6 protein-coding genes are annotated in these 11,716 nt (G+C 69.3%); 4 read left to right on the forward strand and 2 right to left on the reverse strand.

What is annotated here, in order from left to right; all coding sequences use genetic code 11:
- Positions 1-180 precede the first annotated feature (180 nt).
- The 4 genes from ACFF45_RS20855 to ACFF45_RS20870 all read left to right on the forward strand — a co-directional run bounded on the left by ACFF45_RS20855 (position 181) and on the right by ACFF45_RS20870 (position 10,840).
- Positions 181-942, forward strand: a complete 762-nt coding sequence (locus ACFF45_RS20855; protein WP_381347929.1) for a DUF6338 family protein — start codon at positions 181-183, stop codon at positions 940-942.
- 205 nt (positions 943-1,147) lie between these two features.
- Positions 1,148-2,527, forward strand: a complete 1,380-nt coding sequence (locus tag ACFF45_RS20860; protein WP_381347930.1) for a serine/threonine-protein kinase — start codon at positions 1,148-1,150, stop codon at positions 2,525-2,527.
- A gap of 86 nt (positions 2,528-2,613) precedes the next feature.
- Positions 2,614-5,646 (forward strand): SNF2-related protein, encoded by a 3,033-nt coding sequence (locus ACFF45_RS20865; protein ID WP_381347931.1) that lies wholly within the window; start codon positions 2,614-2,616, stop codon positions 5,644-5,646.
- 34 nt (positions 5,647-5,680) lie between these two features.
- Positions 5,681-10,840 (forward strand): class I SAM-dependent DNA methyltransferase, encoded by a 5,160-nt coding sequence (locus tag ACFF45_RS20870; protein ID WP_381347932.1) that lies wholly within the window; start codon positions 5,681-5,683, stop codon positions 10,838-10,840.
- A 51-nt stretch (positions 10,841-10,891) separates the two neighbouring features.
- On the opposite strand, the gene ACFF45_RS20875 is transcribed toward ACFF45_RS20870, so the two are convergent.
- Both ACFF45_RS20875 and ACFF45_RS20880 read right to left on the reverse strand, forming a co-directional pair.
- Entirely contained in the window at positions 10,892-11,155 is a 264-nt protein-coding gene (locus tag ACFF45_RS20875) for a DUF397 domain-containing protein (protein WP_381347933.1), read from the reverse strand.
- A partial coding sequence (locus ACFF45_RS20880) for a DUF5753 domain-containing protein (protein WP_381347934.1) occupies positions 11,091-11,716 on the reverse strand: 626 nt, incomplete at its 5' end. The genes ACFF45_RS20875 and ACFF45_RS20880, both read right to left, overlap by 65 nt.

Here is an 11,716-nt window from a genome sequence, read left to right on the forward strand (position 1 = left end):
AGTGCGCTGCCTGGCCTCGGTAGCGGCCTTCAGCTCTGCGTCTTCATCCGGTGGGCTTGTGAGCAATCGCCACGCCAGTATGTCTGCGGTACCCGCAAGTCATTGCGGCATCAGGGGACATCAGGCCATCAGATCGCAAGGGATCCTGCACCCGCTATTCGTTCGGAGGGGCATACAACGATGCCGCACGCGCCCGCCACGGTCACCCAGGTCGTGATCGTTCTTCTTCTGGTACTCCCTGGCGTGACCTACCAGTTCGTCCGCGAACGCGCCCGCGGTCCGGTCCCGGGTCACAGAGACCTCGGAGAGCGCATACTCCGAGCCATCACCGCGGGTATCGCTCTCGACACCCTTTACGTCCTGCTCGCCGGCCCGTGGCTGGTGCACCTCGTCTACGACCGTCGCCGGGGCTGGTTGACCGGCGCAGCCGACAACCCACGCGTCACCGCGCTGACAGCGACGACCCTGTTGATCGTGGTACCAGCCGCTGCCGCCTGGCTCACCTCATGGCTGGACTCGCAAGGAAGCCGGACCACCTACGACCCGACCCCCACGGCATGGGACAAGGTCTTCCAGCGTCGAAGCCACTGTCTGGTACGCGCCCGTCTGAAGAGCGGCCTCTGGGTGGGCGGGTATTACGGGGAGAGGTCCTATACCTCCGGCTACCCGGAAGCCGCAGACCTGTACCTGCAGACCACATGGGCCATGTCCGGCGCCGGATCGTTCGAACGTCCACTGCCGCGTTCCGGCGGGATCTATATTCGGATGGATGATGTGGAGTTCCTTGACTTCGTCGAGGTACCTCCCGAGACCGAAGAGGGAGACACGGCAGGTGCCCGAGACACGACCGCAGTTGGACCCCAACGGGAAGAGGGGGTACCGGCCCGTCGGCAGTCGGCCCGAGCCGACGCAGGCTCCGCCGACGCCGCCTCCGGTCGCTGAGCCGGACACCGGCACCGGCACCGGCACGGCCGACGAGGAGTGACGCAAGGCGTTCGCCCTGCGGAACCGTCGCACCTTCACCGCGGGCCGGATCAGGGTTCGCCCGCGTCACCCGAGCTGAGTGGCATGCCCTTCCCTCAGAGTGTGGTCTAGCTTGGCAAGGGCTGCCCGCCCCGGTTCGACCGTGCTGAAAGTGAGGCCTCAGGTGCACATCGCCCCTCTCGGTCCCGACGACCCTTCCGAGCTGGGCGGATACGAACTGCTCGGCCGGATCGGGCAGGGCGGGATGGGCCAGGTGTACCTGGGCGAGTCGCCCGGCGGGGAACCGGCCGCCGTGAAGGTGATCAAGCTGTCCGTGGTCGACTCCGAGACGCGGACGCGGTTCGCGCAGGAGGTGGAGATCCTCAAAACGATCTGGGGTGCCCGGATCGCCGCTCTCCTGGACGCCGATCCGGACGCCGAGCGCCCGTGGCTGGCGACCGAGTACGTCGAGGGGCTCGACCTGAGCCGGCACGTGGCCGCCCACGGCCCGCTCCCCGCGCTGCTGACGGCGGCCCTGGGCGCGACGCTGGCCGAGGCCCTGGCCGGCGTGCACCGGCAGGGTCTGCTGCACCGTGACCTGAAGCCGGCCAACGTGCTGCTCGGCCCGAACGGACCGAAGGTGATCGACTTCGGGCTCGCGGTGTTCGCGGAGTCGAGTGTGTCGTTGACCGCGCCGCACATGGTCGTCGGCACACCGTCCTATATGCCGCCCGAGCAGGCGAACGGTGCGAAGCCCCTGACACCGGCGGTCGACGTGTACGCGCTGGGCGCCGTCCTGCTGTTCGCCGCCTCGGGCCACGCCCCCTACCGCGCGGACAACATCCACCTGCTGTTCCACCAGGTCGTGGACCCCGCGTACGCACCGGATCTGTCCGGGACCCCGGACGAGCTCGTGCCGCTGCTCACCGCCATGCTGGCGCACCGCCCGCAGGACCGGCCGGACCTCGCCGAGGTGGTGCGGCAGTGCCGCGCGCTGATCGAGGCGCAGGGGCTGAAGGTCGCCCAGGCACGTCGCAGGCTCACCACGTACACCGCCGCACCCACCCACGTCCTGGACGACCTCCTCGCCGTCGGCCGTGTGTCCGGGGCGGAGGTGCGCACCGGGTCCGGAACGGCCGGCACCCCCCTAGCGTCTCCCCCTGCCGAGCGGGGACGGGAGTCCGCGGCCTCCCGGCCGGCCCGGCCACGGCAGCACGGCTTCCCGGCCGGTCCCGAGGCGCCACCGGTGGCCGCTCCGCCTGGTCCGCCGCTCGGCCTCGGTCCGCACGTGCCCGCCGATCCCCGTCTCCCGCTCCGCCGTGACGACACCCCCTCGGAGCCGTCCGCCGGGGCCCGCGCCGACTCCGCGCCCGCCGCCCCCGCCCGGGCCGAGGCCTCCGACCCGGTCCGGGAATCGGCCGACGCGCGGTCCGCCGCTCCGTCGTCCCCCCGCCGCGCCTCCGGGCGCGGCGGAGCGGACCGGCCCTCCCCGCGGAGTTCGGCGCAGGCCAGGATCACCGCCCGGCGGCTGCGCGAGGCGTATGCGGCCAGTACACCCTTCTGACCCGTACGCCCCTGAGACCCGCGATAATGGGCGGGCCCCGGAGAGGGCCCGCACCCGCACGATCGACCCGCTTCAGGAGGCCACCGGTGACCGCCGTCCAGACCAGCGCGGAGCGCAGCGGCGCAGAACAGGCCGGTGCCACGAGCGGCCAGGACCAGTACCCGGCCGGCGCCCTGGTGGTCGTGCGGGACGAGGAGTGGCTGGTCAAGAGTTCGATGCCGACGTCCGACGACGGTACGCGCATCGAGGTGACCGGGGTGTCGGAGTTCGTCCGCGACCAGGAGGCCGTGTTCTTCTCCGGCCTGGACCGCATCGAACTGCTCGACCCGGGCGCGACCGCGCTCGTCATGGACGACTCCCCGAACTACCGCCGCTCCCGGCTGTTCCTGGAGGCGGTGCTGCGCCGCACCGCCCTGCCCCAGTCGGAACACCGCCTGGCGCTCGCCGACTCGTTCCTGATGGACCCGCTGCCCTACCAGCGGCGTCCCGCCCAGCTGGCCCTGTCCGGCGCCAATCTGCGTCCACGACTGCTGATCGCGGACGTGGTGGGCCTCGGCAAGACGCTGGAGATCGGCCTGACCCTGGCCGAGCTGATCCGCCGCGGCCGGGGCGAGCGCATCCTGGTGGTCACCCCGCAGCATGTGCTGGAGCAGTTCCAGCACGAGCTGTGGACACGGTTCGCGATTCCCCTGGTACGCCTGGACTCGGTGGGCATCGAGCGGATCCAGCGGGAGATCCCGGCCGGCCGCAACCCGTTCACCTCGTTCAAGCGGGTCATCGTCTCCATCGACACCCTCAAGAACACCGACCAGTACCAGCACCACCTGGAGCAGATCCGCTGGGACGCGGTCGTCATCGACGAGTCGCACAACCTGATCAACCGCGGCTCGCTGCGCAACCAGCTGGCGCGCACCCTCGCGCCCCGCACGGACGCCCTGATCCTGGCCTCCGCGACCCCGCACAACGGCGACGCCAAGTCCTTCGCCGAACTGATCCGGCTGCTGGACCCCGTCGCGATCCGCGACCCGGAGAACTACCGCGCTGCCGACATCGAGCACCTGTTCATCCGCCGGACGAAGATCAGCCCGGAGGTCCGCGAGCAGATGAAGGGCCAGTGGGCGGACCGGGGCCCCTCCCGTTCGGTGCACTGTCCGGCCACCCCCGCGGAGGAGCGGGTCTTCGAGGAGCTGGCCGCCGTCTGGCTGCCCGGCGACGGCGGCACCTCGGTCAGCGCGGTGCCCCTCTTCCCCTACACCCTGCTGAAGTCGTTCCTCTCCTCCCCCGCCGCGCTGCGGGCCACGGTCTCCGCGCGGATCAGGACGCTGGAGAAGAAGGAGGACCGGCGCGGCACCGAGGCCGAACTCGCCGCGCTGCACCGGCTGTCGGAACTGGCCGCCGGCCTGACCGAGGCGGACTCCGCGAAGTTCGCCGCCCTGGTGCGGGTGTTGCGTGAGGAGATCGGGGTGGGGCCCGCCTCCGAGACGCGGGTCGTGGTGTTCTCCGAGCGGGTCCAGACCCTGGAGTGGCTGGCCGGGGTGCTGCCCGCCGCCCTCGGTTTCCGTGGCCGCGCGGCCCGCGACTGCGTCCGTGTCATGCACGGCGGCCTCTCGGACGAGCAGCAGATGGACCGTGTCGAGGAGTTCGGCCTGGCCGACACGCCCGTCCGGGTCCTGCTCACCGGTGACGTGGCCTCCGAGGGCGTCAACCTGCACCGGCAGTGCCACCAGCTCGTGCACTACGACGTGCCGTGGTCGCTGATCCGCATCGAGCAGCGCAACGGCCGTATCGACCGGTACGGGCAGGCCCACCCGCCGGAGTTCCGGGCGCTGATCCTCACCAGCGAGGTGGAGGGCGCCAAGGACGACACGGTGGTCGCCGAGCGGCTGCTGGAACGCGAGGACCAGGCGCACCGCTCGCTGGGCACGGCGGAGGCGGTGACCGGCCTGTACCGGGCGGAGGCGGAGGAGCGGTCCCTCATCCAGGACCTGCTGCGCGGCAGGACCGTGGACGAGTCCCTGGACACGCCCCGCTCCGCGTCCGACGGCCGGGACGCCGGTCTGGACGACTTCCTCGCGGACTTCTTCGGCTCGGTGGACGCGACCGCGGACACGGCCGACGACCCGGATGCCGACGAACGCCCCGAGTCGGCTCCGGCCGGGACGCCCTCGTCGGCGGACCGGGACGACGCGAGCCCGGTACTCCCCCGGCTCTTCGACTCCACCGCCCACTTCGTGGACGAGGCGCTGCGCGAGGTGTATCCGGACGCCCGCGACCGGCTGGAGCTGGACCGCGACCAGCAGTCCGGGCTGATCTCCTTCCGCCCGCCGGCGGAACTCGTCCACCGCCTCAAGGCGCTGCCCTCGGACTACCTGCGCGAGCAGCGGCTGCGGGAGCGGCTGCTGGTGACCTTCAACCGCCGCCTGGCCGAGCACTCCCTTCAGCGGGCCCGGCAGTCCTCCACGTCGAGCTGGCCCGAGATCTCCCTGCTCACCGACCTGCACCCGGTGGTCGACTGGCTCACCGACAAGGTCCTCGTCGGCCTGGGCCGCCAGGAGGCGCCGATGATCACGGCGAACGTGGCGGAGCCGGTCTACCTCGTCCAGGGCGTCTACTCCAACAAACTGGGCCGGCCCACCGTCGTGAAGTGGATGGGCGTGACCTGGCGGGAGGCCGCCGGGGAGGGACTGGCCGTCGACGACATGGTGTCCCTGCTGCGGCGCGCCGGTGTCGGCCCCGCCATGGCGAACAAGCGGGGCTACCTCGATCCCGCGCCCCTGAGCGCGGCTCTCCCCCGGGTGCTGGAGACGGCCGGGGCGTTCCTCGACGCCCACCGGGACGCCTGGGACGAACCGCTGCGCCGGCCCGTCGAGGAGTACAAGCTGCGGCTCGGCGCCTGGGAGCAGCCCACGCTGGGCGGGGAGCGCACCCGGGAACGCCTCGCCGGTCTCGCCGACTCGCTGCTGACGACGGGCAGGCCCCTGCTGCGGGTCCTCGCGGTGCTGGTACCGGACACCGAGACCGACGCCACGCACGGGAACGGCGACGGATCGCGTCCCGTCTCCCTCTCCGACCCGTCGTCGTCCGCCTTCCGCCACTCACCCCCGCTCGCCGCACTGTGACCCCGGTCTGTGATCCCCTGAGAGAAGCCCTGTCATGACGTACGACTCCCTGGTCAACCGTGGCGACTACTTCTCGGCTCACTACCTGGCCGAGGTGCTGCCGAAGGATCTCAAGTCGGGCCTGCTCCAGAAGTGGAAGGAGCGCGAGGAGGCGGCGAGGCCGCCCGCCGACCACGACGGCGGAACCGACGAGGAGACGTCCGCCGCGCCGACACCCGGCCGGACCGAACTGCCGGTGACCCCGCGCGCAGGACTGCGGGCGCTGCGCCGGGACTACTTCCGCGCGCGGTCCTCCTTCGCCCTCCCCGAGGACGAGGACGGCATCATCACCGTCCGGGACGCCGACGACGACGCCTTGACCTACGAGAAGCCGGAGTGGCGGGAGCGGGTACGGGCGCTCAACGCCGAGGTGCTGCGCGCGCTCGGCTATGACGCGAAGCCGCGCGTCCTCTCCGTCGAGCGGGCGGGCCGGGCGTACGAGGTCCCGGTCGCCCACGCCGAGAAGGGTCTCGTCGCGCTGGACTGCGGCTGGGCCGCCGAACCCGACGCCGCCCTCGACCCGAAGGGCCGGGGACGCCTGCTGGAACCGGTGCCGCTGGACGGCCCCGACCCGGTGGAGACCGGCTCCAAGCTCGCCGCCTTCGTGTTCGCCTGCGAGGAACCGCCCCGGTACGTACTGCTGCTCGGCGGCGGAGTGATCGTCCTCGCCGACCGGGCGGTGTGGGGCGAGGGACGCTATCTCGGCGTCTCCCTGGACACCGCGCTCCAGCGCAACGACACCCGGGCGGGCGGCGAACTCGACACCGTCGCCGCGCTGTTCGGCGCGGACTCGCTGCGCACGCCGGAGGAGGGCGGCGAGAACCCGCTGGCCGAACTGGTCGGCAAGTCCGCCAAGCACGCGGTCGGGGTCTCCAGCGAGCTGCGCGACGGCCTGCGCAAGAGCGTCGAGCTGATCGCGAACGAGGTGCTCCAGCGGCTGCGCGAGCAGGGCGTCCGGCCCGAGGACATCGCCGAACTCTCTGATGGAAGGCAGCTGACCCGCGAGTCGCTGCGCTACCTCTACCGGATCCTGTTCCTGCTGTACGCGGAGGCCCGCCCCGAGCTGGGCATCCTGCCCGCCGACTATCCCGAGTACCAGCAGGGGTACGGACTCGGCCGACTCGGCGAACTCGTCGCCGAGCGGGAGCCGGTGAGCGACACCGCCCGCAAGGGCTTCTACCTGTACGAGTCCCTGGACCTGCTGTTCCGCAAAGTGCAGGACGGCTACCGCACCCGCCGCACGCACGGTGTGGATGCGACCCACGCCGACGCGGCCGACGCACGGATCAGCGAGGACGTCGGTCTGCGCTTCGAGCCGCTGCACAGCAAGCTGTTCGAGCGCGAGGCCATCCGCCTGATCGGCGCGGACAGTCTCCCCGATCCGCGGTACGACTCGGACGAGGCACTGGCACGCGGCGAGGCCGTCCGCTACCTGGACACCCGGCTGCGCAACGCCACGCTCCACCAGGTGCTGCACAGCCTGATGATCACCCAGGGCAAGCGGGGGGAGCGCGGCGGCTTCATCTCGTACGCGCAGCTCGGCATCAACCAGCTCGGCGCGGTGTACGAGGGCCTGATGTCGTACAGCGGCTTCATCGCGGGCGAGGAGCTGTACGAGGTCGCCAAGCACGGCGACCCGAAGGACGGCTCCTGGCTCGTCCCCAAGTCGAAGATCGCCGACTACGACGACTCCGTGTTCGTCCGGCGCCGGGACCGGCTCACCGGTGAGGAACTCCGCGTGCGGTACGCGCCGGGCTCGTTCGTGTACCGCCTCTCCGGACGCGACCGGCAGACCTCCGCGTCGTACTACACGCCGGAGTCGCTGACGAGGGTCACGGTGCAGCTGGCGCTCCAGCAGCTCCTCACCGAGACCACGGAGGCGAAGGAACTCCTGGAGTGGCGGATCTGCGAACCCGCCCTCGGCTCGGGCGCCTTCCTCAACGAGGCGATCAACCAGGTCGCGGCGGAGTACCTGCGGCGCCGGCAGGCCGAGCTGGGCGAGTCGATCGACACCGAGCAGTACGCCGTCGAACTCCAGAAGGCGAAGGCGTACATCGCCCTGCACAATTCGTTCGGGGTCGACCTCAACGAGACGGCCGTGGAGCTGGCCGAGGTGTCGTTGTGGCTCAACACCATGCACCCCGGCATGGAGGCCCCCTGGTTCGGCCTGCACCTGCGGCGCGGTAACTCCCTCATCGGCGGCCGACGCGAGGTGTACGCGGCGGAACGGCTGAAGAAGGGCGGCTGGCTGGGGACCACTCCGGAGCGGTTCCCGTTGGCGGAGGCCGTGGCGGGTGCGTCGCTTCCGGAGGGCGCGGTGCACCACTTCCTGCTTCCGGCCAAGGAGTGGGGTGCGGTCGCCGCCGAGAAGGAGGCGAAGGCGCTCGCCCCTGCGGAGGCGAAGGCTCTGGGCGCGTGGCGGAAGGCGGTCACGAAGTCGCCTACGGCGAAGCAGACGGCTCGGCTTCAAGGACTGGCCCGGCGGGCCGAGTACTTGTGGGAGCTGGTCGTCCGGCGGCTGGAACTGTCGGAGCGGGACATCTCCCGCGACATCCGGGTGTGGGGAGCGGAGGACGACTGGTTGCGCCGGCCGAAGGCCGCCGTGCAGCGGGACGCGATCCTCGCCGACCTCCAAGCGGAGGACACCCCCTACTGGCGCCTCAAGACGCTGATGGACACGTGGTGCGCGCTGTGGTTCTGGCCCGTGCAGAACGCCGCGCTGCTGGACGGTACGGACGAGCGGTACGCGCGGGCGGAGGCGCTGGCGGCGCGGGCGGCGGAGTTGGAGGCGGTGGGCGTCGGGGGTGGTACGGAGAGCGGCGGCGACGATGTACTGCTGGCCTGGGAGGCGGATGCCCTGCCGGGCTTCACCGCCGAGCCGCAACAGATGACGTTGACGCGGGACTCCGTGTCGCGTCGCCGCACCGGCCGCCGCAAGGGGCAGATCAAGGGTGAGCGCCGCGATGTCATCGCGCTCGCCGACCTGGAGGACTGGATCGACTTCGCCGAGGCGCTGCTGGGCACGCAGGATGTGCCGGAGGAGTCGTTGGTGTCGACGTTCGAGGACCTTGACGACCTGTCCCGGTACGAGGACGAGCTGCCCGAGTGGATGGGCATGGACCGGTTCCAGTTGCTGGAGGAGCGGTTCCTGTGGGCGGGCGCAGCGCGGGATGTGGCCAAGACGCAGGGGTTCTTCCACTGGGAGTTGGAGTTCGCGCAGGTGTTTGCGCGGGGTGGGTTTGAGTTGCAGGTGGGGAATCCGCCTTGGGTTCGGCCTCGGTGGCATGAGGACGTAATTTTGGCGGAGTTGGAGCCGTGGTTCGTGCTAGCAGAGAAGCCTAGTGCGGCGGAGTGGCGCCTCCGTAAGGAAGAGGTGCTGGCCACATGTACGGACGGCCAGAATTTCCTCCTCAACGAACTGACCACTCATGCGGGCGCCGTCTCCACGCTGGTCAGCACGACCACGTACCCGCTCCTAGCCGGCACACAGGGCGACCTCTATCGAGCCTTCATGGTTCGGGTGTGGCAACAGATTGCGCCGCACGGCAGCGCGGGCATGATTCACCCGGACACCCACTTCGGCGGCGTACATGAGGGTGTCATCCGGGCCGCCGCGTATTGTCACCTCCGAGTGCATGCACACTTTGTAAACTCGGCTAACTGGGCGTTTGAAGACCTCTATCGCGCGTGGGAGTTCGGACTGCATATCTATGGCACTCCACAGGAGCCTGACTTTCTGCACGTCAGTGAACTCCGAGACGCTCAGACCCTGCCCGACTCCCTAACTCATGAGGGGCAAGGCCACGCACCAGGAATCAAGCACAATGGTTCGTGGGACATCCGGCCTCACCGTGAGCGTCTGGTACATGTGGACACTGCACTGCTAGCTGGTTGGCAGGCTCTGACCGGCTCAACGGGTTCAGCGGCACAGACACCGCTGCTTTACCCAGTCCTCCTCGGCGAACAAGGGGCCATCGAGGCGCTGGCCTCTCATCCAAGCACCCTGGACGATTACCGCCCTATGATCTCCAGAGGATACGATGAAACCAAGGCGAAAAAGGACGGCTTGATCCGCTGGGGAAACCAACCAGTCTCCAAGCTAGCCGATGTTATCCTGCAGGGGCCGCATTTCGCATCAGCGCTTCCCTTCTCAAAACAGCCAAGGATTCCCTGCCGAAGCAACAGGGACTGGGATTTTCTCGTGCCGACGGAGTTGCCCGTTGGGTGTATCCCCGTAACTAACCTCGTGCGGGCCACCGACGAGGCCACGTATCTCGCGAATCAAGACCCTTGGACTGGCAAGCCTTTCACCACGTTCTTCCGACTGGCCTGGCGCAGGATGATTCCGTTTAACACGAGCCGTAGCCTGCAAGCAGCTCTCATCCCGCCCGGTCCCGCTCATATCCACGCCGTACAATCATTGGCCTTGGCAAACAACCGACTAACCGCCCTTAACGCAGGCTTCTGGGCGTCATTGCCACTCGACTACTTGCTACGCATTACCGGACGCTCCGACCTCACGCCCGCTAGCGCGAAGCAGATGCCGGCCCCAGACCCGGAGCACCCCCTCGTTCCGGCCCTACTACTGCGCACCCTCCGCCTAAGCGCCCTCACTGACCACTACGCCCCTCTTTGGTCCGAGCTGTTCGACCCGCGATGGGCAGGCTACGAGGACTGGGCAAGCCCCTACTGGCCTAACCTGAAGCCCCTCGCAGCAGGTCTCAATCCGACCTGGGAGTACAGCACCCCTCTCCGCACTGAACACGAGCGCCGCGCCGCTCACGTCGAACTCGACGCCCTCGTCTCCGTCTGGCTCGGCATCACCGCCGACCAGCTCGCCGCCATCTTCAAGTCGCGCTACCCCCAGCTCTACGACTACGAGTCAGCAACTTGGTTCGACGCCAACGGCCGCAAGATCGCCGCTGACTTCAACACCTATGGCCACGGCCAGACCAAGCAGGACTACCTCGACCTCATGGCTCATCTGGAAGACCCGGAGCACACCCCACCCCCCGAGGGCTACCAGCCCCCGTTCTACAAGGCCGACCGCGAAGCCGAGATGCGAACGGCACACGCCCACTTCCAAGCGCGACTGGACGCCGAGATCGCCGCCGGACGTTGGACTCCTCCCGTCCGTAAAAAGGCAAAGGCGTAGTCATCCGACACAGGTCTGCCCCCGGTCCGGGACTGGGGGCAGACGTGTGGCCTACTGAGCAGCGAAGCCGACGAACGCCGTCCAGGCAACAGCAGCGACCGAGAGAGCAGGTCGGCTTGTGTCCTTGGAGTCACGCACGCGGACGACGTTGGCGCAGTCGGCGACCTCGACGCACTCTCCTCCAGCCCCACCGCTGTAACTGCTCTTGCGCCACGACAGTTCGCCCGCCGCACCCGGGGTCTCGTTCACTTCACACCTCTCCAAGCAGCTTCTCAACGAAGGCCAGTGACTCGCGAGGAGTGAGGGCCTGCGCACGGATGATGCCGTACCGAGACGCGATTCCCTGGACCTCCCGCCGGTCGCTGACCATTGTGCTGCGTCCCTGCGTTTCCAGGTAAGCCACTTGATCGCCACCAGGGCGGTACAGCAAGGTGAACGGCCCGTCCACGCCTGCGTTGTCCTCGCGGTCGAGCGGCATGATCTGGATCTCGACGTTCCGGTACGCGCCGAGCAGCATCAACTGCTCCAGTTGACCACGCATCACCGACAAGCCGCCCAACGGCCGACGTACAACCGCCTCGTCGATGACAAAGCTCAGCAGGGGCGCAGGCCTGCGCTCGAATACATGCTGGCGCGCGAGGCGGGCGGCGACCCGCTGTTCCAGGGTCTCCTCGTCCAGCAACGGACGCCACATACCGAACACCGCCCGCATGTACTCCTCAGTCTGAAGCAGTCCAGGCACCGCCTGAGTCGCGTACACCCACAGCTCAACAGCCTCCCCCTCCAACCGCGCCGCGTCCCGAAAGAACGCCGGATACTGCGCCCGAGCCACCTCCTCCTTCATCTCCTGGAGGACCCCGCCCGCGTCCAGCACCT

Origin of the sequence: Streptomyces cinereospinus, from assembly GCF_042430725.1 — a bacterium.
Lineage (GTDB): Bacteria > Actinomycetota > Actinomycetes > Streptomycetales > Streptomycetaceae > Streptomyces > Streptomyces cinereospinus.

Coding starts and splice junctions, on each gene's coding strand:
- ACFF45_RS20855 (WP_381347929.1), top strand. CDS start 181: ATGCCGCACGCGCCCGCCACGGTCACCCAGGTCGTGATCGTTCTTCTT.
- ACFF45_RS20870 (WP_381347932.1), top strand. CDS start 5,681: ATGACGTACGACTCCCTGGTCAACCGTGGCGACTACTTCTCGGCTCAC.